Origin of the sequence: Acidocella sp. (genome assembly GCF_036489515.1) — a bacterium.
GTDB lineage: Bacteria > Pseudomonadota > Alphaproteobacteria > Acetobacterales > Acetobacteraceae > Acidocella.
On sequence record NZ_DASXFO010000048.1, the window covers coordinates 38,170 to 63,764 of the forward strand.

22 protein-coding genes are annotated in these 25,595 nt (G+C 62.1%); 11 read left to right on the top strand and 11 right to left on the bottom strand.

The window, feature by feature from the left end; all coding sequences use genetic code 11:
- Positions 1 to 28: 28 nt before the first annotated feature.
- A complete protein-coding gene (locus VGG47_RS07495; protein WP_331537053.1) occupies positions 29 to 664 on the top strand; it encodes a hypothetical protein in 636 nt (211 codons plus the stop codon).
- Between the two features lie 427 nt (positions 665 to 1,091).
- Here VGG47_RS07495 and VGG47_RS07500 read toward each other — a convergent pair whose 3' ends face one another.
- The 4 genes from VGG47_RS07500 to VGG47_RS07515 form a co-directional block, all read right to left on the bottom strand.
- Complete coding sequence (locus tag VGG47_RS07500) at positions 1,092 to 2,228, bottom strand: M23 family metallopeptidase (RefSeq protein ID WP_331537055.1); 1,137 nt, start codon at positions 2,226 to 2,228, stop codon at positions 1,092 to 1,094.
- 246 nt (positions 2,229 to 2,474) lie between these two features.
- Positions 2,475 to 5,111, bottom strand: coding sequence for an AMP-binding protein (locus VGG47_RS07505; RefSeq protein WP_331537057.1), 2,637 nt, complete (start codon positions 5,109 to 5,111; stop codon positions 2,475 to 2,477).
- An 89-nt stretch (positions 5,112 to 5,200) separates the two neighbouring features.
- Positions 5,201 to 7,915, bottom strand: a complete 2,715-nt coding sequence (locus tag VGG47_RS07510) for a hypothetical protein (protein ID WP_331537059.1) — start codon at positions 7,913 to 7,915, stop codon at positions 5,201 to 5,203.
- Positions 7,916 to 7,940: 25 nt separating this feature from the next.
- Positions 7,941 to 9,221, bottom strand: a complete 1,281-nt coding sequence (locus VGG47_RS07515; protein WP_331537061.1) for an ATP citrate lyase citrate-binding domain-containing protein — start codon at positions 9,219 to 9,221, stop codon at positions 7,941 to 7,943.
- Positions 9,222 to 9,403: 182 nt separating this feature from the next.
- Between VGG47_RS07515 and VGG47_RS07520 the strand changes: the two genes are divergently transcribed.
- The gene (locus VGG47_RS07520; protein WP_331537063.1) at positions 9,404 to 10,063 is read left to right on the top strand and encodes a DNA-3-methyladenine glycosylase; all 660 of its coding nucleotides are present in this window, start codon (positions 9,404 to 9,406) and stop codon (positions 10,061 to 10,063) included.
- On the opposite strand, the gene VGG47_RS07525 is transcribed toward VGG47_RS07520, so the two are convergent.
- Positions 10,012 to 11,007 carry a LysR substrate-binding domain-containing protein gene (locus VGG47_RS07525; protein WP_331537065.1) on the bottom strand — a complete coding sequence of 332 codons (996 nt, stop codon included), beginning with the start codon at positions 11,005 to 11,007 and terminating at the stop codon, positions 10,012 to 10,014. The genes VGG47_RS07520 and VGG47_RS07525 overlap by 52 nt on opposite strands.
- Before the next feature lie 147 nt (positions 11,008 to 11,154).
- Between VGG47_RS07525 and VGG47_RS07530 the strand changes: the two genes are divergently transcribed.
- From VGG47_RS07530 to VGG47_RS07560, 7 genes are all read left to right on the top strand, one after another.
- Complete coding sequence (locus tag VGG47_RS07530; RefSeq protein ID WP_331537067.1) at positions 11,155 to 11,901, top strand: SDR family NAD(P)-dependent oxidoreductase; 747 nt, start codon at positions 11,155 to 11,157, stop codon at positions 11,899 to 11,901.
- A 20-nt stretch (positions 11,902 to 11,921) separates the two neighbouring features.
- A complete protein-coding gene (locus tag VGG47_RS07535; RefSeq protein ID WP_331537069.1) occupies positions 11,922 to 12,104 on the top strand; it encodes an alpha/beta fold hydrolase in 183 nt (60 codons plus the stop codon).
- 38 nt (positions 12,105 to 12,142) lie between these two features.
- A complete protein-coding gene (locus tag VGG47_RS07540; protein ID WP_331537071.1) occupies positions 12,143 to 12,883 on the top strand; it encodes a 3-oxoacyl-ACP reductase family protein in 741 nt (246 codons plus the stop codon).
- An 11-nt stretch (positions 12,884 to 12,894) separates the two neighbouring features.
- A complete protein-coding gene (locus VGG47_RS07545; RefSeq protein WP_331537073.1) occupies positions 12,895 to 13,641 on the top strand; it encodes an SDR family NAD(P)-dependent oxidoreductase in 747 nt (248 codons plus the stop codon).
- Positions 13,638 to 14,129, top strand: coding sequence for a DUF3237 domain-containing protein (locus tag VGG47_RS07550; protein ID WP_331537075.1), 492 nt, complete (start codon positions 13,638 to 13,640; stop codon positions 14,127 to 14,129). The genes VGG47_RS07545 and VGG47_RS07550 overlap by 4 nt, the downstream gene beginning before the upstream one ends.
- 632 nt (positions 14,130 to 14,761) lie before the next feature.
- Positions 14,762 to 16,075 carry a tricarballylate/proton symporter TcuC gene (tcuC, locus tag VGG47_RS07555; RefSeq protein ID WP_331537077.1) on the top strand — a complete coding sequence of 438 codons (1,314 nt, stop codon included), beginning with the start codon at positions 14,762 to 14,764 and terminating at the stop codon, positions 16,073 to 16,075.
- A 187-nt stretch (positions 16,076 to 16,262) separates the two neighbouring features.
- The gene (locus VGG47_RS07560; protein WP_331537079.1) at positions 16,263 to 17,486 is read left to right on the top strand and encodes a serine hydrolase domain-containing protein; all 1,224 of its coding nucleotides are present in this window, start codon (positions 16,263 to 16,265) and stop codon (positions 17,484 to 17,486) included.
- A 5-nt stretch (positions 17,487 to 17,491) separates the two neighbouring features.
- Here VGG47_RS07560 and VGG47_RS07565 read toward each other — a convergent pair whose 3' ends face one another.
- The gene (locus VGG47_RS07565; RefSeq protein ID WP_331537081.1) at positions 17,492 to 18,703 is read right to left on the bottom strand and encodes an NAD(P)/FAD-dependent oxidoreductase; all 1,212 of its coding nucleotides are present in this window, start codon (positions 18,701 to 18,703) and stop codon (positions 17,492 to 17,494) included.
- 79 nt (positions 18,704 to 18,782) lie between these two features.
- Between VGG47_RS07565 and VGG47_RS07570 the strand changes: the two genes are divergently transcribed.
- The gene (locus tag VGG47_RS07570; protein WP_331537083.1) at positions 18,783 to 19,103 is read left to right on the top strand and encodes a non-heme iron oxygenase ferredoxin subunit; all 321 of its coding nucleotides are present in this window, start codon (positions 18,783 to 18,785) and stop codon (positions 19,101 to 19,103) included.
- A gap of 79 nt (positions 19,104 to 19,182) precedes the next feature.
- Here the strand turns inward: VGG47_RS07570 and VGG47_RS07575 are convergent, their stop codons facing one another.
- Genes VGG47_RS07575 through VGG47_RS07595 form a run of 5 tightly spaced genes read right to left on the bottom strand, consistent with a single transcriptional unit; the run spans position 19,183 to position 24,309 of the window.
- Positions 19,183 to 19,596 (bottom strand): Rieske (2Fe-2S) protein, encoded by a 414-nt coding sequence (locus VGG47_RS07575; RefSeq protein ID WP_331537085.1) that lies wholly within the window; start codon positions 19,594 to 19,596, stop codon positions 19,183 to 19,185.
- Positions 19,593 to 20,699 carry an amidohydrolase family protein gene (locus VGG47_RS07580; RefSeq protein WP_331537087.1) on the bottom strand — a complete coding sequence of 369 codons (1,107 nt, stop codon included), beginning with the start codon at positions 20,697 to 20,699 and terminating at the stop codon, positions 19,593 to 19,595. The genes VGG47_RS07575 and VGG47_RS07580 overlap by 4 nt, the downstream gene beginning before the upstream one ends.
- Positions 20,696 to 21,760 carry an amidohydrolase family protein gene (locus VGG47_RS07585; protein ID WP_331537089.1) on the bottom strand — a complete coding sequence of 355 codons (1,065 nt, stop codon included), beginning with the start codon at positions 21,758 to 21,760 and terminating at the stop codon, positions 20,696 to 20,698. Before VGG47_RS07585 ends, VGG47_RS07580 begins: the two co-directional genes overlap by 4 nt.
- Positions 21,757 to 22,965: an amidohydrolase family protein gene (locus VGG47_RS07590; RefSeq protein ID WP_331537091.1), complete on the bottom strand. Its 1,209-nt coding sequence runs from the start codon at positions 22,963 to 22,965 to the stop codon at positions 21,757 to 21,759. The genes VGG47_RS07585 and VGG47_RS07590 overlap by 4 nt, the downstream gene beginning before the upstream one ends.
- A gap of 30 nt (positions 22,966 to 22,995) precedes the next feature.
- On the bottom strand, positions 22,996 to 24,309 hold the full coding sequence (locus VGG47_RS07595) for an MFS transporter (protein WP_331537093.1): 1,314 nt from the start codon (positions 24,307 to 24,309) through the stop codon (positions 22,996 to 22,998).
- Between the two features lie 317 nt (positions 24,310 to 24,626).
- Between VGG47_RS07595 and VGG47_RS07600 the strand changes: the two genes are divergently transcribed.
- Positions 24,627 to 25,364 (top strand): FadR/GntR family transcriptional regulator, encoded by a 738-nt coding sequence (locus VGG47_RS07600; RefSeq protein WP_331537095.1) that lies wholly within the window; start codon positions 24,627 to 24,629, stop codon positions 25,362 to 25,364.
- Positions 25,365 to 25,595 lie beyond the last annotated feature (231 nt).

Genomic DNA, 25,595 nt, shown 5'->3' on the forward strand with positions numbered 1-25,595 from the left:
TTCATATGACACTGGGAAGTTTTCTTAAATGCTGATTCACAAACGTCTCCTGATGCTCGGTTTTATGCTGTCGGCCATGCCATTGGCGGCGACGGCCAAATCCGCTCCGCAACCCTTTGCGGTTGATGGCTTCCGCTCCGCGCATTTCGGCATGAGTGAAGCCGACACGCTCAACGCCATTAAAACAGATTTTAACATCGTGGGATCTGCGGTGGTTCATCAGACCAACCCGATTCTAAACACCCAGTCATTAAGAGTTATACCCCAGGCTTTACTGACGAATAGCGGCCAGGCCGTGGTGACTTATGTGTTCGGCTATAAAAGCAAAAGCCTGGTTGAAATTGATATCACGTGGGCCGCCAGTGCCCCGGGAAACTCGCCGATGGGTCTATTTCAAACTGGGGCGACGCTGCAGAATTACTTTGTGAGTGAGGCGTTTTCGCCGCATAGCGTCAGCGGTAATTCGCTTTTGAACAACGGAGATCTTTTGCTGTTTCGTGGTTCTGATGCGGCAGGACATGCCGTGGCGCTCGTTATCAGCGGGTCAGCGACCCATGATAACAAAGACAATAAAACAAACATTACACCAGCACTGTTGACGCTGGCATATGTCGAGGATCCGGCGCACCCGGATACGTTCAAAATCAAGCCCGGAACATTTTAAGAGGTCGAGCGCCGGCGTGCGGGGCATAGATGAGGCCGGGGGATTTTCTTTCATCGCCTTGACCTGCCACCAGCCTGCCACCGTGCTCAATCTCGTCAAGGACGCTAACGCGCCGCTGCGCGGTGGCCTCTAAGTGAGGCCATCCCTGACAAGATTTCCGCGCGGCGGCATACTGATGGCAGGTCGGGACGAAGGAACAGGCGCTTTGCAGATCGAACCAAGGAACATTTGACGATGAGGTGACGCACGGACCACCAAAACCGTCCGGCTAAGGAAAGCGGCCGCTTTTTAAAAAAAGCGGCGCAAAAATTTTTGTTATGCTGGGGCATGGGCGTTGTCGCGGACAACGCCCATGCCCCAGCATAACAAAGTTTTTTGCTACTTTTTGTTCACAAAAAGTAGCCTTCGCTTACGGTTGGTCGCGGGCTCATTTCTCGTTGTAGGTGAACACTTGCCCCTCGATTGGCATGAGATTCGATTGCGGCGACTTGGCGGACCGCATTGAGACATCGATCGAGGCACCGGATTCATATGCGTGATCGGCTTCATTGGCGGTACCGCCAACCTGGCCTTCCAGGAGCTGACGGTCGAACACGAATGGCAGCCCGGTCGCGTCCAGCACCGAAGGGCTGTCCATTACCTGGAAATGCAGATGTGGTGCAGTTGAACTGCCGGTGTTGCCAATCTCGCCGATCTTCTCGCCGCGTTTCAACGCGGTGCCGACAACGATGCCGGCTGGGATGCTGCCGGTTCGCAAATGCGCGTACAGGACGTAGCGGCCGTTGCCGATCGCCTCGATGATATGATTGCCCCCAGCATTCTGCACATTGATGCCCTTTACCTCGCCAGGGACTTGCTCAGGCATGCCATCAACCTTTTCGACGACCAGGCCGTCGGCAACCGCGAGGACAGGCGCTCCGAAGAAGGGCCAGGATTTGAGATCCTTCGTCGGGCCGGTGCAGCATCCATCCTTCGCATTGATCTGGACATAGTCGATCGCGAATTGCTCGGGCAGCTTGATCGTGCCGTTGATTGGCAGCGTCGCCCCGCGATGCGGGCTGATCACCTCGCAGCACCCGTTGGCATCCCACCAGCGCGGCCCGATCAAAGGCGGGGAAATTACCACCGGAGACTGGCACCCCACCGGGACCGGATTGATGAGCTCGTTGACCTCCTTGCCGCCCGGCAATCGAACCACCAGCCGGTGCGACAGAAAGCCAGGAACATCCTTCATCTTGGTAAAACGCACATCGAAAAAAGCGATGCCGGAGGCACCGCCCTGCAACTGCCTGGCATCCACGGTGCGGGCCGCATCATCCCCCGGTCGTGCCGGGTTGAACGGTCGCACCGTGCCGCTGATGTTGTTGCCGTCCGCGTCCATCACGCCGCTCGATCCCACGGCCGCAAAATCGTGCAGCGGATCGACCGGGGCGATGGTTTCGAGCTCGGCGACGCCGCGGTCTAAGTTTGTCAGTTGCGCGGCATAAGCCAAGTGGATGAAGCCATCGGTACCAGGGACGGGGATCAGGTCTGCCTGCAGGATTTGCATGGTTACGGGAGTCAACTGAACCGCAAGCCTGCTGGCGCCGGCTGGTGGAAAGGATCGACAGGTCTGCGCCGATGCGGCGAAGCTCATGAGGCAAGCCGCGCCTAAGACGGCGAGCCGGGAACACGATGTCCACATGGAGCTTTTCCCAATGGCGAATGTGCTGCGGGCTATTCAATACCGTTGACGCTGCTGTCACAACAAATTTCTCGGCCACTTGTCTGCTGGAGTCTCAATTGCGATCCCGGAATAGACCAGTCGCGATCAGCTCTCATGGCCGTGGCTCGAAGCTTTGGTTGGGCTCAGGGCGGCGACGGCCGCCCGGATGGCCTCGGCGATCGCTTGCTGGTGTGCCCGCCCGGTAGCGTCCGGCGCGGCAGCTTTCGGGTCAAGGGGGGCGCCGAACCGGACGGCGATTTGACGCAAGCGGGGTAGTCGCTTGCCGGGCGGCAGGGCCGCCGCGGTGCCCGAGATGTAGGCCGGCACCACGGGGACGGGGTGTTGTTCCAGCACAAGGCCGATGCCGGGCTGGAACGGCTGCAGCGACCCATCGGGACTGAGGCCGCCTTCGGGAAACCAGACCAGGGTTCGGCCCCGTGACAGGACCGCCGAGCCGAGTGCGATGCCGGCGGCCGCGGCACGATCGGGATCGATGGGAATCACCTGGGCGGCTCGGCTGAACAAGCGCCGAAGCCGTGAGGCGGCGAGCAGGCCGGTCCAACCCGCCCAGTAGGTCGATTGCAGTTTTCGGTGCGGCAGGGCCGCCGCCAGGGCGAACGCATCCAGATAGCTCACATGGTTCGGACAGACCAGAAACGGCGAGGGCGGCAGGTTCTGGCGCCCGTCGACATGAAGCCTGAAGAAGATTCCCATGATCCCGCGCAGGAATGCTTCTCCGGCGAACCGTGCGGCCCGAACGCCTGGGCCGTAGGGCGTCAGCCAGATATTTTGCGATGCAAGGAGGCCGGGGGGCTCCGCCTGGGAAGGTGCTGCCGTGACGACTTCCCGCAGCAGATCGCGCAGGGTGACGATCCGGGCGCTCTGCTGCTCGGTGAGGGCAATGCCGAATTCATGCTCGAGCGTCAAAGTCAGGTCGAGCCAACCGAGCGAGTCGACGCCGAGGTCGAGTTGGGGGCTGGTGTCGAGCGCGATCGCCTGATCCGGGTAGCGCGTATGGATCCAGTGCCACACCGCGGCGGCGAGGGGTTGGGCAAGCAATGCGGTGTCCGCCTCGGAGAGAACGGCCTCTTGCGCCGCCCCTCGGGCGGCATGGGCGCTTTCATACAAAGCGGGGAGCAGATGGCGGCGGAGCTTGCCAAGTTGCGTGCGCGGGAGGGCAAGGCGTGTGACGGCGAATCCGGTGAGGCGGAGATGAGGTGGAAGCGTGCGGGCCCGCATGTTGAGCGCGTCGTGGACCAGCCCCCGTATCCGCAACGCGCCGGCCTTGCGCACGGCCTCGTCGTTTGGGACGATCAGCGCGGCGAGACCGGCGGCGCGGGGCAAAACGGCGATCTCGCGGATCAGGGGATCCGCTGCGTAGGCCTTTTCAATGGATTCCGAGTCGATTTTCTTCCCGCTCGGCAGGACGATCGTTTCCCTGGCCCGGGCCAGGATGAACAGATATCCGCCGGCATCGAGGCGGCCGAGATCGTCGGTGCGGAACCAGCCATCTGCGGTAAAGGCGTTTCTGGTCGCGGCGTCGTCGTGGCGATATCCGGTGAAGACCGAACGCCCCGAGGCTTCGATTTCCCCGGCCCCTTCCGCATCCGGGGTGGCGATCCGAAGCCTGACCCCGGGCAGTGCCTGGCCCGAGGCACCGATACGGGATCTTCCCGGCCGGTTGAACGCCAGGATCGGCGATGTTTCGGTAAGTCCGTAGCCCGTCAGCACGCGCCAGCCGAGCCCGATGAGGGTCGTTTCGACCTCGGCGGAAAGTGCGGCGCCGCCGCTGACCATGAGCCGAAGCGTTGGCCCGATCCGGGTGTGCAGTGAGCCAAACGCCCAGCGTCCGGCTGGGATCCCGGAATGCCGGTGGATCAGGCTGGATGTGGCCAGAGCCAAGGGAAAGAGCCGTTGTACAGGCCGGGATTGGCGCGCGACCTCGGCCCGGATGTTCGCGAGCAGCGCATCATAGAGCCGAGGGACGCCAAGGAGCGCGGTCGCGTGCCCCTCCCGGATGGCTTCGACCAACTGCGGACCGCTGAGGCCGGCGGGCAGGACGATGGTCGCACCGCTCGCCAGCACGGTCAGAATGCCCACCGTGAGCGGATAGGCATGATGAAACGGCAGCGGTACGAGGGCGCGGTCATGCGGGCCGATAATGCCTTCCACGACCAGCGCCTCGACATTCGACATCAGGTTCGCATGGCTGAGCGGCACCGCTTTCGGCGTTCCGGTCGTGCCGGAGGTGAAGGCGAGGACCGCGACATCATGCGGATCGGTTGGCGGAAGAAGGATGCCGGGAACCGCGTCGGGCGGTTCTGGTTGCGGCATCGCCAGGATGGCATCGAGATCCACCGCCTGGCATGAAAGCGAGACATTTCGCAGCCGGTCGATCTGCCCGGCACCGGCCAACACCAGCCGGCATTCGCCGATGGCCAGCATGCGTTGGAGGTCTTCATCGGAGGTCTGCACGTCGATTGGCATCGCGATAGCGCCGGCGGCCACGATGCCAAAAAAGGCCTCGATCCATGCAAGGCTGTTGGGGGCCATGAGGCCGATGGTGTGGGCGCCCTCCAGGTCGCGCGAGGCGATGGCTTTTGCAAATTGTTGGGACGCGTCGAAGAGTTCCGCGAAAGAGAGCGTGCTTGCGTCGTCGCGGCCGGTGGCGATGATCGCCAGGGTGCTGCCATACGCGCGTAAACTCAGGAGCAGTTCCTGAAGCGTCCTTGGATGGGTCATTGGTCAGTACCCTCCATCGGCATGGGCATGTCCCGATCGCATGCCCTATGCGTTTCGGAACAAAGCTTCCCGTTTCCTGCCGGTCCGGTTCAGACGACGAAGCGGCAGCGTTCCTGCGGCGTGCGCATGTCCATGTTGCGGCCGCGATTGAGATGGTCGTCGATCTCGGCCGCGGCGCCGATCATGCGGCCGTAGAGGAACACGTTGAAAGCCGCGGTCTCGAGGTCCTTCGCCGTGAGAATGCCGGTGCGGAACTCCCGCCACACCAAAGCGAGCAGCAGTGCTGCGATCACCGCGTCGACATTCACGCAGAACACATAAGGCGAGGCGCCGGTATCGTAGAGCGCCTGGACCAGCTCGCGATAGAAGGCGTGGAAGATGTTATAGTCCCCGTGTTCCTCGAGGTAGCGGGCGATGAAGCGCTCGCGCGGGTCGTAGTTGACTGGCTTGCCCCTGAAGACCGGATGATGCACGCCGGGCAAAGCGCGCTGCTCGGCAGTGCCGGTCTCGCGGGACTGGATTTTTTGCGCGCGATAGGAATTGGCGAACGACGTCGCCATGGCCGCGAGATCGATGCCGTGATTTGGGTCGGCCGGGTCGTCGAGACCGGTGCCTTCGAAGCGTTCGAGCAGGAAGGCCATGCCCTCATAGCCGTTGCCGCCATGGCTGAAGCCGCAATGGCTCAGGCAGCCGAGCATCGCCTTGTTGATGTGCACGCGCGCGGGCGTCTGCGGGCCGTCGGCCGAGACTGCGCCCTTGGCGCCCATCGCGGTGATCGAGCCGGGGCCATTGGAGATCAGCAGGCCCGTCAGGATCTGCAGCGGGCGCGCCTCGCGCTCGGTCGGCTTCCGGCCGATCAGCGCGAGGCAGAGGAAGTCGGCCATGGTCCACTGGCCGAAGCGTTCCTCGCGCGAAATGCCGCACAGGCTGCCATGCTGGTGATGCGCGCCCGGGATCGAGGCGCCGATCATGACGCCGTAGAGCCTGAGATACCAAGGCAGTGTCTCCGCCGTCAGCCGTGAGATGCGCTTGCGCATCAGCGGGCACCAGGCGATCGTCGTGGCGATGGCGGCGAGGACCGCGTCGCGCGACACGCGCGCGCCGAGCCCGCCGAGGAAGTCAAGAAACACGGACCGGCCGCCGCGCGCGCCGACGGCGGCCAGCATGGCTTCGGGCCGCGGGTCGTTGGCGTCGGCTTCGGTCGCGAGAAACAGAGCGCGCGTTGCGTCGTCGATCGGGATGGTGGAGAGCGGGAAGCCCTCCTCGCGCGGGTCGGCAAGCCCGGAACTGGCGAAAAGATCGATCAAGGCCTTGGTGCAGGCGAGCGTGCGCTCGACGCGGCGGGGGCCGATCAGCGCAGCGGCCGCGGCCATCACCGTGTTGGGCGAATTGCCGGCGTCCCGCGCGGCGTCGGCGGCCGCGATTGCCGGGTCGCCGACGAGGTTCATCTCGGAGGCGATGGCGATATCGAGCATCGCGCGGTCGTTCGCGTTTGCGATCTCGTGGACAAGCGGCAGGGCGAAATTGGCCTCGAGCGGCTCGAGCGCGAGGTCGAGGACCGAATGGCCGTGCAGGTAGGTCACCTGCGTTGCCGGATCCATGAACGAGGCGCCTGAGGCGTCCTTCATGCCCTGGCGCGGGATGACCGCGCCGACCTGCCGGGCGAGCGCCTGGATTTGCGCGTTATAGGGTGCTGGCGCCTCGACTCTCTGCAGCGCGATCCGGGGCGGCAGCGCAAGTCCCTGATCATTGACCATCCACGGCTTGAGCGCGAGCGTGCCGCGCGGCGGGAAATCCGGCTCGATGCCGTTCAGGCGCATGACCGCGGTAAGTGCCGCGGGAATATGGGCGATGTTGGTGACGACGGCGCCCCGCGCGGAGGCGACCGGCCGCTCAGGCGTGTAGAGGCCGTCTACCTCGAAGCGCTCCATGAACCAGCGTTCCTTGTCCTCCGCGGTATCGCCGGAGCCGGCCATGGCGCCGGCATGGCCGACGGCGCGCGTCAGGCGCGATTTCCAGCGCCCGACGACGCAGGCGACGACGGGCTTTCCGGCATCGAAGCTCCGCTCGTAATAGCCGCCCGGCTCGCAATACAGCACCGCGGCCTTGGAGCGCGGATCGTTGCGCAACGCGTAGGCGAAGTCCGGCGCCGCGTAATGGATATAAATATCTTTGCCGGAGGAGATCAGCGTGGTGGTGCCCCAACCGGCGGTCGCGAGATATTGGGCGATGGTGGTGGTGAAATTGCCGGAATTGGAGAACAGCGCGATCGACCCCTTGATCAGCGATTCACCAGGATTGTCGCCGCCAAGCGCACCGCCGATCCGCACGCGGTTCCAGGAATCGGCGACGCCGAGCGAGTTCGCGCCCAGGATGTCGATGCCGTAATTCTGGCCGATTGTCCTGATCTCCCGCGCATCATGGACGGCGATCTTCTCGGTGACGATGACGATCTTCCTAAGATCCGGATTGACACGGACGAGCTCGGCCACGCCGTCACGCGCCCCCGATGGCGGCAGATAGACGACACCGGTCATGAAATTGTGGCCGGCATCAAGGCCGGCGCGGACATTGTCGAACACCGGGATATCGCCGATCGGCGTGGCGAGCACCTGCCCGTACCGTCCCGGCGAGGTGCCGAAGACGATATTGCCGCCGGAGAAGGCGTGGCTGACCGGCGTGACCTGCCGGGATTCGCTGCCGAGGATGTTGAGCACGACGACCCGATCGGCGCGCGTCGCGATATCGGCGAGCGAGGCGATGCCGAGATAGTAGGGAAAGCCTGTGATGCCCTTCTGGAACATTCGATCCTCCCACGTTTTTTCCTGATCAGGCCACGCTCTTCAGGCCGAGCCGGGCGGCGATTGCGGCACGGCCGCCCGCGTGCATCCACTGATCGACGTCCTTGGCGTAGTTCACAACCTCGGAGATCGCGCTGTCGAAGCCGAAGAAGCGATAGGGCAGGCCGATATTCTCGCAGGTCTCGGCGAGCGCGCCCATGCCGCGGACGAGGTTGGGCCCGCCGCGGCCGACCACGACATAGAGCGGCGTCGCGCCATGGCGGCTCGCATGCTCGCGCAGCGCGTCCGCCATCGCGCGAAAGGTCTCGTAGATGTCGGTGTTGTTGGATTTGCCGCCGATGATGAACAGCACGTTCGTCTGGGCGAGCCAGTGCTTGAAGCAAATAGCGGCGACGGCCTTCATCTTCTCATAGGGCGGATTGCCGCCGAAATCCGAGGAGATGATCGCCGCCTCGCCAAGCACCTCGGTGACCAGCGAGTTGGCGCCGCCGCCGAATGTTGGGGCCAGGATCGTGCCCTTCGGGTTGATCACGTAGACATCGGACTGCCCCTGATGGGTGCGCAGCTGATTGACCTCGAGCTCGAAGGCCGAGGTGTCGGCCGTGAAAAGATCGTCAGGGAGGTCGAGACGCTGCCAGCGCGGGTCGTCTCGATCGAAGCTGCCCTTGAAGTCACAGGCGACAGGCGTCAGGCGGCCTTCGCGCGCCTGGGACATGCGGATCGGGTTCAGCTCGAGCGTGGTCATGCCGTAATGGTGGAAGAGTTCCCACAGCTTCGGGAGGTGCTGAACGAGCGGCGAGACGATCTCCTTCGGTGCGCCGATATCGGAGAGCGCATTGGCCACGACGAAGGCCTTGAGGCCGGTGAGCGCCTCGAAGGGCACGTTGGCGAGATGCTGCTTGTCGAGTTCCTCGATGTCGACGCCGCCCATATGGGTAAGCGTCATTGTCGGGGCGCGGAACAGCGTGGCATCGGAGATCGAGAAATAGACCTCATGCTCTGCGGGAATACCGGCTTCGAAGGTGACCCCGTTGGCCTTGGCGGTGATATTGCCGTGCCGGTGTTCGGCGAAGAAGAGGCGCTCCTTTTCGGCGAGCGCCGTTCGCAGGTCCGACGCTTTGCCGATCAGCCCCGCTTTGCCCTTCTTGCCGACGCCGCCTTTGAACACCGGCTTGATGAAGATGAGCTTGTGGCGGTCGATCAGCCGTTGGATCTCCGCCTCCGTCGCCGCCGGGCCGAGCACTTCGGTGACTGGGAAATCGACATGCCGGAGCAGGCGTGCGCCGTAGAGAAGGCCGGTGAGTTCCATCTCGACATTTCCTCCGAATAGCTTCTGCCGCCGGCCGGGAAGGTGTCGCCGTTTTCTTGTCGCAACAGAAGTTGCCGGCACATGTTATCACCAAGACTGCGGAACTGGCGACAGGTTGCGTTGACTGCCCTAAACCGAAACATAGCGCGCGTGATCGACGGCGATGGTCAAGGAGATTTGACATGGAAGACCGAGAGAGCCGAGCGGCTCAGGATCGCCACGGGGGCGCCTCCGATGCGAACGATTTCGAAGGGGAGCGCCTCGCGCGCTCGGAACTGCCGATTGATACGGCCTCTCTCGCCCGCTACCTCGTTGGCAAAATATTGGTGCGGGCGTTGCCTGAAGGCACCGTCAGCGGCCGTATTGTTGAGAGCGAGGCCTATGTCGTCGGCGATGCCGCTGGGCACGCCTACGGGGGGATGACCCGGCGCAATCGCTCGCTGTTTCTCGAGCATGGGCACGCTTATGTTTATTTGGCCTACGGTACCTCATACATGCTGAATGTCTCGAGCGAGATGCCCGGGATCGGGGCTGGTGTTTTGATCAGGGCGCTCGAGCCGCTCGAGGGTATCTCGATCATGCGACGAAATCGCGGCATCGAGCGCTTGGGCGACCTGGCGCGAGGACCAGGAAGGCTCGCTGCGGCGTTGCGGGTTGATCGCTCCCTCGATGGGCTCGATCTGTGCGGAGAAGGCCCTCTGTGGCTCGGACGCGGTGACCGCGAACCCGGCGAAATCGGGCAGAGCATGAGGATCGGCATTTCGCGGGACGCGCACCGCCTCCTGCGATTTTATCTTCGGGGCAGTCCGTTCGTCAGCGGTCCACGATCGCTCAAGGAATAAGAGACCTCCCTGTCCTGCGCGTGGGCGATAAGCTCATCCAAGCGCGAAAGGAACAGCGCAAGCGCCGGTGACGTATTCGTTTGGTGATAAGCGGCGACCAGGTCGATGCTTGGTGCATCGCCCGCCAACGGTCGGCTGGTGACCGACCAAGGCATGAAATTCCTCGCATAGGCCGGCAGCAAAGCCACACTGCGCGTCGAGGCGATTAACGACATCGCCATGGCCAGATTATCGACCCGGTGGGCCGGATGCAGATCCAGCCCGACTTTGCTGAGATACGCGTCAATCACACGCTGCAAGTTGGGCGCGGTGTCCGACATGCCGAGGAATGTTTCCGCCGCCAGCTCCTCAGGGCGGATGTTCGCCTGCGCCGTCAGGCGGTGATCGCTCGGCATCGCCACCAGTAGCGGCTCCGAAACGATCGTCCGGTACACCAGCTCTGGCCGCCCCGTCTCACGTCGCATCAGGGCAAGGTCGAGCTCGCCGGCAACGAGCGCTTCGGCAAGCTGGGGCGAATACTGGCTGGAAACAGTCACGTCGATGCTGGGCAGCTGGTCTTTCAGCAGCGCCATGGCTTGCGGCAGCCAGTCCATCTCCTGGCCCGTGAGAAAGCCCAGCGCGAAACTGGGTTTGGCCGGTTTGCCCGCCTGCCGTGCTGCCCTGACCGCAGCCTCCATCTGGGTGAGAACCAGCCGCGACTGGTCGAGAAATACCTGCCCAGCCTTGGTCAGTTCCACACCGCGGGCGCTGCGAATGAGCAACGTCACACCGAGCTCATATTCCAGGTCGCGTATCTGCCGGCTGAGCGATGGTTGCGCCGTGTGCAGGCGCTTTTCCGCGGCCAGGGTCAGGCTGCCTTCCTCCGCCACGGCGATGAAATATTTCAGGTGCCGCAATTCCATCACGCTTTCCCTCACGCCAGCATAGTCATGCTTTTGAAGCATGATAATCGGACCAACAAAGTCTTTCCATAAGAAACAAGCGGTCGGTATTCATCTGCCTGGGGGCTGATCCTGGTAGAGGATTCTTCCAGGTTTCCCCACTTCCCGGCGGCCTGACGCCCCGGAACATATGCTTAAGGAGTATCGTCCATGACGTCCCCTGTTGTGCTCATCACGGGCGCGCTGAGCGGCATCGGCCGCGCCACCGCCCTCGCTTACGCCAAGCAAGGCGCCCGCCTCGTTGTTTCCGGCCGCCGTGCTGCCGAGGGTGAGGCGCTTTCCACCGAACTGCACGCGATCGGCGCCGAAGCCGTCTTCTTCCAGGCCGATGTCCGCCATGAAGCCGAGGTGAGCGCCCTTTTCACGCAAACCCTGGCCCGCTTCGGCGGGGTGGACATCGTGGTGAACAATGCGGGCACTGAAGGTCGCACCGCACCGCTCACCGAGATTACGCCGGAGGACTACGAAGCGGTCTTCGAGACCAATGTGCGCGGCACACTACTTGGCACCAAGCATGCGCTGCGCGCCATGCAGGCGCAGGGCGCGGGGAGCATCGTCAACATCTCTTCCACCATGGGCTCGCGCGGTGCCGCCAACATGGCGCTCTACACGGCCAGCAAACATGCGGTGGAAGGCCTCACCAAATCGGCCGCCATCGAGGCCGCCGCCTATGGCGTGCGCGTCAACGCCGTGGCCCCGGGGCCCACCGAGACGGCGATGCTCGACCGCCTCACGGGCGGGACTGAACGCAAGGCGGCCTTCGCCGCCGGCCTGCCCATGAAGCGCCTGGGCACGGCTGAAGAGGTCGCGGCAGCAATCCTGTTCGTCGCTTCCGAACAAGCCGGCTTCATCACCGGCGAGATCATTCACGTGAACGGCGGCAAGACCGCCAGCTAGTCCGCGAGCCCGCGCTGATCGTGCAGGGCAGAAACGACGTCATCATCCCGGCCTCCAATTCTGTTAAGATGCAGCAGTTGCTCCCGAACGCGCAGCTCATCCTCTACCCTGCCTCCAACCACGGCTCCTTCTTCCAGTATCCGGAGCTGTTCGTGGCGCAGGCGAGCCAGTTTCTCAGCTGGCAGGGTGCGCCGGCGGCCTGAGTCCTCCCTCTCAACACAAACGCGAAAGGAATTTTCTTATGGCAAACTTGACCAACAAGATCGCGCTCGTCACCGGCGGTTCCCGCGGCATCGGCGCCGGCATCGCCAAGCGGCTGGCCGCCGATGGCGCCAGCGTGGCGATTACCTACACACGCGGCGCGGATGCGGCTGCCCAGGTGGTGAAAGAGATCGAACAAGCCGGCGGCAAGGCCATCGCGATTCAGGCCGACGCGGTAGACGCCAAGGCGGTTACGGCAGCGGTGGAAAAGACCGTGGCCACCTTCGGCAAGCTTGATGTCCTGGTGAATAATGCCGGCACCGCGATCCCCAAGCTGTTTGAGGAGACCACGCCGGATGACATCGATACGATGATCGGTATCAACGTGCGCGGTGTGTTCATCGCCACCCAGGCGGCGCTGAAGCACCTGCAGGACGGCGGGCGGATCATCAACATCGGCTCCTGCGTGGGCGAGCGCATGATGACGCCGGGTCTCGTGGTCTACGCCGCGACCAAGGGGGCTGTGAAAATGTTCACGCAGGGTCTGGCGCGCGAGGTCGGGCCGCGCGGTATCACCGTCAACAACATCCAGCCCGGGCCGATCGATACCGACCTGAACCCTGCCGCCGGCGATTGGGCGACGCCGCAGATCGCCGCCACGGCGCTGGGGCGCTACGGCCATGTCGATGATATCGCCGCCATGGTGGCGTTCGTCGCTGGCCCGGAGGCCAGCTACATCACCGGTGCCAATCTCACCGTCGATGGCGGCACCAACGCGTAAGGAGCGAAATCATGTCTTCACTTGCAGGAAAAACTGCGCTCGTGACCGGCGCCTCGCGTGGTATTGGCCGGGCTACAGCACTGGCGCTGGCCCAAAAAGGCGCGCAGGTGCTGGTGCATTACAGCAGCGCCGCTGCCGAGGCCGAAGCGGTGGTGAACGAGATCCGCGCTTTGGGCGGCCGCGCCCAGGCGATCTCCGCCGATCTCTCAGCCGCCGATGCCCCGCACAAGCTCGCCGCCCGGGTGGTTGAGATCGTCGGCGGCCGGCTGGATATTCTCGTCGCGAATGCCGGCATTTCCAAGGCAGCGCCCATCGAGGAGACGAGCGTCGAGGATTTCGACCGGCTCTTTGCCGTGAACGTCCGCGCGCCCTTCTTCCTCGTGCAACAGCTTCTGCCCATACTGGGCGAGGGCAGCAGCGTGGTGCTGCTTTCCTCGCTGGCGGCGCATGCGGCGGTCGGCACACTTTACGCCTATGCCATGACCAAGGGCGCCATCGACACCATGGTCAAGCATTTTGCGGCGGCGCTTGGGCCGCGCGGCATCCGCGTCAACGCCGTCGCCCCAGGCGTGGTCGAAACCGACATGTCGAACTTTGCCAAAACGGATGCGGGGCGCGATTTCGCCCTCGGCATTCAGGCGCTCAAGCGCATCGCCCAACCGGACGACATCGCCGGCACGATCGCCTTTCTCGCCTCCGATGAAGCCCGCTGGGTGACCGGCGACACCATCCATGTCGACGGGGGATCGAAGCTATGAGCGGCTTGTCTGAAACTCTGCCCGGCGCGCTGAGGGAGATCCGCACGCGCCCCTTGCTGACGATGAAACTCGCCGTGCGGCCGCTGCTCGTCATCGGCGAGACGCCGCTGACGACAAGGCGGATCGGCATCGTCTTTGGCGGCAAGTTCGAGGGCGAACGGCTCTCGGGTGAGGTCCTGGATGGCGGCAGCGACTGGCAATCTGTCCGCAAGGATGGCAGCACGCTGCTCGACGTACGCCTCATTCTCAAGACCGATGACGACGCGCTGATCACAGTGACATACAAAGGGATTCGTCAGGGTCCGCCCGAAATTCTCGCAAGACTGGAGCGCGGCGAGGTGGTGGACCCAGAGAGCTATTATTTCCGGATCAACCCAATGTTCGAGACCGCATCGGAGACATATGCCTGGCTTAATAATATGCTGGCCATTGGCACGGGCCACCGCTTTGTCGACGGCCCTGTCTATAGTCTCTTCGAGGTGCTGTGACATGAGCGCTTTCCGCAGGCGCTTACTGTGGACAAACGCTGCGCCGGCTATAGCCGAGCGGGTCGCCTTCGGCCATGCTTCACGGTGACGTGCGATGGGGGCAGGACTTCTTGCGGCAGATGCAGCAATTGCGCCTCTCACATATCAGGATATTTGCTGGAAGACTTGCGTTTTAAAGATAGAACTATTGTCGTTAAGAATTATATTCTAACATTCATGCTAGAAATGGATTGATTGATACTCACTCGAGCATTGATGCCGGTGGCGGGTTCTGATTACGCTTCTCCCGCATTAGAGCCATGCTTGCGCGCCAATAAAATATAAGTTTGTGCTCCTGGAGGAGCTGTTCAGCAGGGGAAAAATCCATGTTCGGCAAGGCCGCCGTGGTAACCGGAACGGGTAATTGAATTGGGCGGGCGACCGCGCTCCACCTATTGAAAGTAGGGTCCTACATTGGCCTTGTCGGCCAGAGCTGGCGCAACGTCTGATACGTTGCGGCGCACGGGCTCGACGCATGCAATGTGCTCCTCAAATCACGCCCAAGACCCGGATCGGTCGATCATTTATTCAATCGCCTATTCCGTTCCAGATGTGAGTTTCTGGAACGCAAAAACAATATCCGGAGAAAACGAATGTTGCTGCAAGATGCCAAAACCTTAGAAGTGGCTGAGGTCAAGCCTTTTAACGTCAAGCCGATCGTGCAGGTCGCGGCGGGAAATGCGCTGGAAATCTATGACCTCATGATCTATGGCTATTATGCAAGATACATCGCGCATTCGTTCTTTCCGAGCGGTAATGGGTACGTCTCCCTGATGTTGGCGCTGATGACGTTTGCCGTCGGCTTTCTCGCCCGGCCGTTCGGCGCCATTGTGCTTGGCGCCTACACGGACCGCCATGGACGGCGCAAGGGGCTGCTGCTGTCGCTGACGCTGATGTGCCTGGGCATCCTCTCGCTCGCCTGCACGCCGTCCTATACCACGATCGGTCTTGCGGCGCCTCTCATCGTGGTGGCCGGCCGCCTGCTCCAGGGTTTTTCAGCGGGGGCCGAACTCGGTGGCACCGTGGTTTATCTTGCTGAAATGGCGCCGCCAAACCGGCGCGCTTTCTATATGTGCTGGCAGCTCGGCAGCCAGCAATTCGCCGTGATGGCAACCGCGCTTATTGGCCTCGTTTTGCTCTACACACTGACACCAGATCAACTCCAGATCTGGGGATGGCGCATCCCGCTGTTACTGGGCTGCGTCGTGATGCCTGTTATGTTCTGGTTGCGCGCGAACCTGACGGAGACGGAAGTTTTCGCTCGCAGGCAAACCGCGCCCACGTTCGGTGAGGTTTTTGGCGGCTTGACCAGCCATTGGCGGGTCATCCTGCTCGCCATGAGCACCTACACCTTCGCAGTCGTATCATCGCAAATCATCCAGACCTACGCCCCAACCTTCGTCGCCAGCCTACACCTCGGCGCCCAGACTGGATTCGTGACGTTATTCTTTGTCGGCCTGACCACGCTGGTGTGCCTGCCGATGATGGCCCTGGTGGCCGACCGCGTGAACCGGCGCAACATGCTGATCGTGGTGTCTTTGGTGGCGGCCGTTACCGCCTATCCGTTGCTGGCCTGGCTGGCTGCGGCGCCGAGCGTGTTCAGATTCGTGACCTTCGAGCTGTGGTTCTCATTCATGTTTGCCGCCTACAGTGCGGCTTTGTCCGCCACAATCATTGAACTCGTGCCGGCGCAAGCCCGCACCGCGAGCATGTCGTTCGCGCAAGCCGTGGCGGCCGCCGTGTTCGGTGGGTTCACGCCGGCGATCCTGACCTGGCTGAACCACAGCTTCAATAACAACGCGATGGGGGGCGCCTGGCTCGCGGCGAGCGCCGTTATTGGCGTGATCGCGGCACTGGTCATGGACAAGCGGAAGATCGCGGTCGCGCAACGCGTCAAACTTCAGTGATGCGGGCCGTTATGAAGGCCGCACCATCGACGGAATTCCCATATCCGAGGGCTAGCTCATCCCCATCAACGTCACGGCCCTGAATTCATATGTCCCGTGATTTAGTCCCTATACGTCTTGTGAGATTTTTACTTCGTTCTAATATTATCTCACCCTATAAGCTAACATGATACGAAGGAAACAACGAATGACTGAGATTTCGCTTGTTAATCCAGAAACCGTCGGATTGTCGTCGGTCCGTCTACAGACATTAGACCGCTGGGCCGAACGCCTTGTCGATTCAGGCAAGTTGCCCGGCGTGTTGACGATGGTGATGCGTCGTGGGCAGATCGCTCATCTCTCTGTCTACGGAGAGGCTGATGTCGAGCGAAGCGTACCGCTGCGTTCCGATACAATCTTTCGGATCTACTCGATGACGAAGCCTCTTACTTCAACGGCAATCATGATGCTGTACGAGGACGGAAATTTCCAGCTTGACGATCCCATCACGCAGTTCCTCCCTTGCTTTCGTAATATGCGTGTCTTTGCGGGAGGAGCGCGGGGGAAATGGGAGAGTGTACCGGCGGAAAGAGACATCACTTTCCGGGATCTTCTAACGCATACGGCTGGATTTACGATGGCCAGCATGGCCGCGACGCAGGTTGATGCACTTTATCGGGATGCCAACGTCGATTTCACGTTTGGTGAATGCAGTCTCGGAGACATGGTAGAACGCCTCTCGGAGATGCCTCTGCTCGCTCAGCCGGGCGCCGCGTGGAACTATAGTGCGGCGACAGACGTTCTTGGCCATCTTGTCTCAGTGATCTCAGGGCAGCCTTTCGATGAATTTTTAGAGCAGCGCATTATCGAGCCTTTAGGAATGGCAGATACGGGATTCGCGGTTCCCCCGTCGAAGCTTGCGCGCCTTGCCGCCAACTATCGTCCGGGCGACGGCGGCCGCCTCGAAGTTATCGATGATCCTGCCAACAGCCGCTACGCGAAGAAGCGGCCGATCGCCTCAGGAGGTAGCGGTCTTGTTTCCACCGCGAGCGATTATATGCGGTTTTGTGACATGATGCTCCGGAAAGGCGAGCTGGACGGTGTCCGTTTGTTGGGCCGTAAAACCGTCGAACTCATGACCTCCAATCACCTGAGGGGCGATATGGGAGATATGGGGCAGCCGCGCTTCAGTGAATCAACCTATCAAGGAATTGGCTTCGGCCTCGGTTTTTCTGTCATGTTAGATCCGGCAAAAGCCCAGATCCTGGGAACCCCTGGTGAATATGCGTGGGGCGGTGCTGCAAGCACTGCGTTTTGGATCGATCCGGTAGAAGATATGGCGGTGCTACTTCTAACGCAGCTGATGCCGTCATCGACCTACCCAATTCGCCGAGAAGCACGCGTTCTGACGTATATGTCGATCGTCGATTAGATCGTTTACGACCCGGCTCTCGACAGAAGTTGAGCCGATACGGACGTATCGGCCAGAAGGGCGGGATCGACGGGCCGCCTTGTTCGAAGCAATGTCTGGCCTGCACGCACGTCGCGTGGGGCATCAATGCCGACGACGCCGATCAGTTGCCCGGCGGCGTTGAGGTGCCAGGCGGAAAACGGAGTGACGCCGACGGCGCCGCGGATGACGGTGGAGGCGACGCCTTCCACCGTGCCCGCCATCTGCAGGTTGACGCCGTGCTGATCGGTCCAGAACCACGGGGTTTCATCATAGGGCGTCACCTGTCCCGCGATGACGCGGCCGATGGCGGCGCCGTGGTCCTGAGCATGACGCCAGGTCTCGAGCAGTATCCGCCGACCTAGACGCGGCATCCAGAAGGCGGCGACGTCCCCGGCCGCGTAGATTCCGGGCGCGCTGGTGCGGCCGAATTCGTCAACAACAATGCCGCCTTCCACTTCCAGGCCGCTGGCCTCCGCAAGTTCCGTATTGCGTTCCATGCCGATACCGGCAATCACGGCATCGGCCTCGACCCACGCCCCGTCCGTGCACAGCACGGCCTCGGCCGTCACCTCACTGACACCGATGCCAAAGCGCAAAGTGACGCCATTTTCCCTGTGCCGCGCGGCGAGCCATGAAGCGATTTCGGGCGCCAGCGAACGCCCCATCGCCTGGGGACCGGGCTCGATCACCGTCACAATGCAGCCACGTGCTACGGCTGAGGAGGCGATCTCCAGCCCGATCACACCAGCACCGATACACACGATGCGCGCGCCTGGGCGAAATTTTGAGCGGAGACGGCGCGCATCCTCCAGCGTACGCAGATACAACACATGCTCGCTACCGGGCACCGACAACCGGCGTGCCCGGCCGCCTGTTGTCAGCAGCAGGTTCGTATAGGGCAGCACCTCGCCATTGTTGAGGGATACAGTACGCCCCGCGGGATCGATCGCGATCGCCTTCGTGCCGCGCAGCAGCGCGATGCCGCGTTCGTCATACCGTGCGGCGGCATGAAAATGCGGAACCTGGGGCTCGTCCGCCGCCGTTAACATGTGTTTGGAAAGTGGCGGCCGCTCATAGGGCAGTTCGCTCTCGTCGCCAATCAGCGTGATGGTGCCAGAGTACCCGGCATCGCGCATGGCCAGGGCCGCATGACTACCAGCCTGACCGGCGCCAATGATCAGGGTGGTTTCCGGCATGGCCATGTGCTTTTTCATGGAGACACGGCCTCTGTCATTGGATAGTCTTGCTCAACGTCTGATAACAGGAAAATTTGGAATGGATCTTTCGACCGACTGGCTGCGTATCGCCTCCACCTCCGACGTTCCAGAAGGAGAGGCATACGCAATCGAAATCATGGGGCTCAGCCTGGCGCTTTATCATGTCGGAGAGGCCTGGTTCTGCACGGATAACATCTGCACCCATGCGCTGGCATTGCTCACGGATGGCTGGCTAGAGGGACATATCATCGAATGCCCGTTGCATGGCGGCCAGTTCGATATCCGCACGGGCAAGGGGCAGGGCGCGCCGATCGACATCGATCTCAAAACTTTTCCCGTTCGGATCGATGGCGGGGACGTCCTGATCTCGTTGTCCTGAAGCACGGCCCCGTTTTGGTTTCGCCGAAGCGGCCGGCTGGCTCCCGCATGTTCGGGAGCCAGCCGGCGTCCGGTGGTTATTATACGTCGACAATGATATAGTTTTCCTCGACCTGCAGGGGCACGGTCTCGGCGACATAGGGGCCCTCGATGACTGTCGCGCCCGATGCGGTATCGACCGGGTAAGCCTTCGTGCGGATGCGCTCAGGATCGCAATAGGACTGCCCGGTGCGGATGTCGAACTCCCAACCGTGCCAGGGGCAGCGGATGATTTCGCCTTTGCGCGCATAAGTATATTCGCCCGGATTGGAAGAGAGCACGAGACCCGTCACGACGCCCTCGCAAAGGCTGCCGCCCTGATGGGGACAGCGGTTCAGCATGCCGAAGAAATCGCCCTCGAGATTAAAGATCGCGATGGGCCTGCCCTTCACGGTGAAGAGCTTGCGGCTGCCGGGCGGGATATCACTCGTTGGCGCGAGAACATGCCGGCTCATGCGCCGACCCCGTACACCGCCCGTGCATTGTCGAGGAAAAAACCACGGCGCTGATCATCGGTGATGCGCAACGGCAGCGCGTAGGCCGGATCGTCGAAATCCCAATGCGGATAATCCGTGGCAAACAGCAACCGGTCCCAGCCCATCCAGCCGATCGTGTCGAGCAAATGTTCCCGCGGTTCGGGCTCCTCCATCGGCTGTGTCGTCCACCAGACGTGGCGGCGCATGTACGCGCTCGGAAGCTGCTTGAGATGAGGCGTCTCGGCCCGTAGCGTGCGCCATGCCTTGTCGAGGCGCCAGCCCAAGGCGGGCGCCCAGGCGAAGCCCGCTTCAACCATGATGACGCGCAGTTGAGGAAACTGCTCAAAAATACCCTCGACGATCATGCTGGAGAGCCCGGCCTGGCAACTCTGTGCGTGGCCCGTCATTTCCTCGATATAATAACTCGGCCAACCGGTGCTGGTGATCGGCGCGCCGCCATAGCCGAAGGCGTGAACGGCAACTGGCAGCCGGGCTTCCGCCGCCGCTTCGTAGATCGGCCAGTAGCGCCGGTTGCCCAACGGCTCGGCGGTACGGGAGAGAAACAATACCTGGACGAAATCCTGATGCCCGGCCCAATGCCGAATTTCCGCCGCCGCCATTGAGGCGTTCTCATAGGGCACCACGATCGAGGCTTTGAGCCGGGAGTCCTGGCTGGTCCACGTCGCCACCTGCCATTCATTCACGGCGTGGCACACCGCAGCACTCAGTTCGGGATTCGCGAGCCCCTGGCCGCTTTTCAGCGGGTTGAGGATGCCCAGCGCCACGTTGTTCGGGTCCAGGTGCTGGGCCTGCATGAAGGCGAGGCTGCTGCCCTGGCGGCCGCCCTCGGGGGGGTAGGCGTCACGGCGGGACGCGTTGGGCTGGCCCTTCGGATAGGCGGGGCCGCTCTGCATGCCGAGGCGCCGCCCGCCGCCGAAGCTGGCAAGATGCTCCCGCCACCGCGCCGGCAACCAGGGATCGAGATCCGACGCCTTGCGCACGGCAGGATGGATGTCGCAATCGGCGATGGCGAGGCGGCTGGAAGTTTGCGTTGCCGGCGTATCGCGAATTTGCAGGTTCATCGCACAAGCTCCATAAGCCGGGCATAGGTTGCCCGTGGGTTGTCAACCGTGATTTTGCGGACGAGCGCCGGGGACAGGCCCGCCGGGATGGCGGCCATCCCGTCGAACTGCCAGTGCGGGTAGTCCGTGGAAAACAGCAGCAACTCGTCAGATTGCAGATGCTCGATGATGCGCTGCAGGCTGGCGGCATCGGGCGGCGCGTCCGTCGGCTGCAGCGAAAGCCGCACATTGCTGCGCACGACGTCGGCAGGCGAACGGTCGGCCCAAGGGATCTCCATCCGCAGGCCGCGCCAGTATTTGGTCAGGCGCCAAAGATGCGCCGGCAGCCAGGTCCATCCGGATTCCAGCAAGACGACTTTCAGATCGGGGTAACGGTTGAACACCCCTTCGCAGAACAGGCTGGTCAGCTGCGATTGGAAAGCCTGCGCTTGGGCGACATAGTCCTCGGTGTAGTAGCTGGGCCAGCCGACGGCGGTGGGCGGGTTGTGGTAGTTGCTGCCCGCATGAATGCCGATCGGCAGTTTATGGCGTGCAGCGGCGGCGTAGATCGGCCAATACATGCGTTTGCCCAGCGGGTGGTCGCCGCTGGCCAGCAGCAGCACCTGAACGAAGCGCGGGTCCTGGGCGCAGCGCTCGATCTCATCCACGGCCAGCTCGACATTCTGGATCGGCACGACGATGCTGGCCCGCAGCCTTGGGTCCCGATCCAGGAGTTCAGCCGCCATCCAGCCATTGACCGCCCGCGCAAAGGCGGCGGCCATGTCCTCACTGAACAGCAGTTGCACGCCGTACAGGCAATTGCAGATGGCGATCGCGCTGCCGAACGGATCCAGGCACTCGCGCTGGATTTGCGCCAGGGTGGCCGCGGGCTTGCCCTTTTCCGGCGACCAGTCCGGCCGCGCCGTTAGAGGTGATCGCGCCGGGTAGCTGATCGAGTTCAGCCCATCAATTCCGCGGATCTGAATGATCTCGCGCCACGTATCCGGCATATAAGGCAGCAGCGCGTCAAGGCCGGGGATTGACGGGTGGATGTCACAGTCGATGGCGCCGGGGATATTCATCGGGGCATCTCCTGGCCATGGGGCGTCGTATGCATGAATGTTTCCTTCTGCCGGGTGCGTGTCACGGAATCAGGTGTGCCCGGTCGATCACCTTGGGGTCGCAAATATAACGCCTGCGCATTGCTGATGAAGAACGCCTCACGTTCCTCCGCCGACAGGCGCAACGGTATGGCGGTGCGCGGGTCGTCATAGTCCCAGTGCGGGTAGTCGGTCGCGAACAGCAGCTTATCCCAACCGATCCAGTCGATCGTATCGCGCAGATGCGCGGACGGTTCCGGCTCTTCCATAGGCTGCGTCGTCAGCCAGATATGGTCGCGGATATATTCGCTTGGCAGCCGGTGCAGATGCGGCAACTCGGCGCGCAGCCGGCTCCAGTTGCGGTCGAGCCGCCAGGCCAGCGGCGGCAACCAGCCAAATCCCGCTTCGATCAGCACCACGCGCAGCGCCGGAACGCGCGCGAAAATACCCTCCAGAACCATGGAGCTGACCAGAGACTGGCAGGACTGCGCGTGGCCGACCATGTCCTCGATGTAGAAGCTGCTCCAGCCGGTGCTGCTGGTCGGTTGCCCGCCATTGCCGAAGGCATGAATGCCGACCGGCAGGCCGGCCGCCGCGGCGGCCTCGTAGATCGGCCAGTAGCGGCGATTGCCGAGGGGCTCGACCGTGCGCGACAGCAGCAGCACCTGTACCACGTCCCGATGCCCCGCCCAGCGTTCGATTTCCGCGACTGATGCGGCTGCGTCCTCGTAGGGCACCACGATGGATGCCTTCAGTCGTGGCTCCGGCTGCGTCCATTCGGCGACCTGCCAATCGTTGATGGCGCGGCAGAGTGCTGCGCTGAGATCGACATTTTGGAAACCGCCAGGATGCGGGCGGATCATCGTCAGGATCCCGAGTTCGATGTTGTTGGCATCGAGATGATGCGTGCGCATGAAATCGAGATTGCTGCCTGGCCGCCCGCCGCCTGGCGGCCAGGCATCGCGACGGGACGCGTCGGGCTGGCTTTTGGGATATTGCGGCCCGCTATAATTGCCCATCCGCCGCCGCATGCCGAACTGATCCAGATGATCGCGCCAGCGTGGCTCGAGATACGGATAGAGCATTTTGAAGTCGCGCGGGCTGTGATGGATATCGCAATCGGCGATTGCCATACGGCTCGCGGCAGCCGGCTGTGGGGCTGCGGAATGGGCATTTTGAACGTTCATTTCATCATGATCCTTCCTGTATCTGCCTGGCTAAACCGCCGGAGCCGGGCCGGTGACGAATGATTCCTGTTGTTCCCCATCGTCGAGCGTAATGGCGTCGCGCACGACGACTCCATAAAAGAAAGCCGCGATGATCATGGCGGCTGCGCCGATGGCCAGTGCGAGATCGAATGAGCCCGTCATGTCGACGACGATGCCGGTCAGCAGCGGCGAGACCGTGCCGCCGAGATACGATCCGAAATTCTGGATCGACGCGACCGATGCGGCGTGCGATTGCGGCGCAATCGCCGTGACGAGCGTCCAATGGCCGGACTGCGCGAAGGACAGGCAGAACATGGAAGCCGAGATGTAGATCAGGGACCCATCCAACCCATGCGTATTGGCGGCCAGGCCGCAGAACAGCGAGGAGGCGAGCAGGCCGCAAACGGTTGGCACCTTGCGGCTGGTGACCAGGCCGACCCCGGCATGGGCGAGCCAATCTGTGGCATGGCCGCCAGCCAAAGAACCAAAAACCGAGCAGCCCAGCGGGATCATCGCCAGCAGGCCGGTCTTGCCGATGCTGACATGGTGCTGCTGTTCCAGATACCCCGGCAACCATGTGCCGTACATCCAGATCGCATAGCCGGAGCAGAAGGCGCCCAGGATCATGCCCCACATCGACCGAAAATGGAAAAGCTGCTTCCAGTTTTGCCAGGTCGCGGGAGTTTGCGTGGTCTGGTTGACCTCGAGATAGGCGCGATCGGCCGGTTCCAGCCGGCAATTATCCGGGTTGCGATACAGCGCGAACCAGACCAGGGCGCCCAGCAGGCCGATGCCGCCGATCACGACGAACATGCTGCGCCAGCCTAGAGCTAAGAGCAGCACTGTCATCAACGGCGTGCCGATCAGGCGTCCCACATCGCCGCCGACCGTGTACACGCCGGTGGGCCGTCCGCGGTCCTTCGGATGGAACCAGTTGGACACGCACCGTACCGCGCCGGGAAAGGCTGGGCATTCGAACAAAGCGAGCGCCATGCGCGACAGCAGCAATGTGATGAAACCACTGAACATTCCGCCCGCGGCTTGGGCAATCGACCACAAGACGAGCGCCCACCCGATCAGTTTGCGTGTCCCGACCCGGTCGACCATCAACCCCATCGGAAGCTGTGCGAAGGCGTAGGTGATCGACCAGCCAGACTGCAGGGCACCGATTCCGGCTGCGGTGAGGCCGAGTGACTCACGTATCTTCAGGTTGCCGATCGCGAGCGTGGAACGGTCGATATAGTTGAGCGCGATCGCGAAGGTGCAAAGACCGACCGCCAGCCATTGCATGCGCCGGAGTCCGGGCGAAATTCCAGGAGCCATCTCGTGTCCTCCCCAGGATCATTCGAGGCGCAGTTCCGGTTTATCCTCAGTGCTCCGCTCATTAACGGCGGGGTGTTTCTGCCTTGAGATTTTAGATCACGTTGCTAGTGTGTTTTTGATTTTGATCAGCGCGCTTCGAACCAATCGGTTCCACTTTAAAATAATGGCTCCTAACAGGATCTACGTCAAGGATCAGGGATATCAGTTAATTTTTTTAAACTTTTAAAATACTGTTGGCGATATGGAGCGCCCGTTTGACTTAATGGTCTGTAAATGGTTCGAAATGGGCGCGGCTCGAAAGTGAAGGAGTAGGCGGCGTGTCACATGTCCCTCTGACGACCGGAGATCTCACCCCCGCCGAGCGGGCCTATGATTATTTACTTGCGTATGTTGAGCAGGCAGCGGAAGGCCGCCGGCTACCGAGTGAGCGCGCGGTCGCCAACGAACTGGGCATCAGCCGGCAATCCGCCCGTGCGGCCTTTCACCATTTGGAAGAAAACGGGTGCATAGAGCGCATCGTTGGCAGCGGCAGCTTCGTGCGCCACGCCGGCGGCGCCGCGATGGCGGATCGAAACCTTCCGGATGTCGGGATCCTCGACGTGCTGGAAGTCCGCCACATTCTCGAGCCGATGATCGCGGCACTGGCCACCTCGCGCGCCACCGGTGACGATTTCGTCCGCATTCGCGCGAAGCTCACCGTGTTACAAAAGGCGACCGAACCTCAGGATTACAAAGCGGCCGGCTATGCATTCTGGCAGGAAATTGCCCAGGCCACCCGGAACCCGCTCTTGGCTGCGATGTATCGCATGCTGATCGACTGCCGTACTCATCTGGGCTGGGATCAACTGAAGGGGATGACGATCGATGCCGCCAAGCGTGCCGCCCAACTGCGTTTGGCAGAAGAAATCTATGAGGCATTGAAAGCGCGCGCACACGGCCGCGCACGTTCCCTTGCGGCGGAGAGAACCCGCAACATGCTGCTCGCCGTGATAGATCTCGATGCTGAAATCGCGCGGCCGCGTTGGTCGCCATTGGGCGTTGATGATCATGGCTGAATGATCGAATAGAAAACCAAATCTCATCTAAAAGCAAAAACCCTTTGGATCGTCGTGCGGTCAAATTTCTGGGCTGTACGCTGGAACGTTCTAGAGCATGATAGCTTCAGGTTAAATAACCTGCCTCTCTGAAATACTTGACGCCTTCGGTGGGGGTAATTTGGTCGATGAGCTTGCCGATACAGGTGATCGTTTGCTCAACGGAGCGGGCGTTTTCCTTTCGGAGCAGTG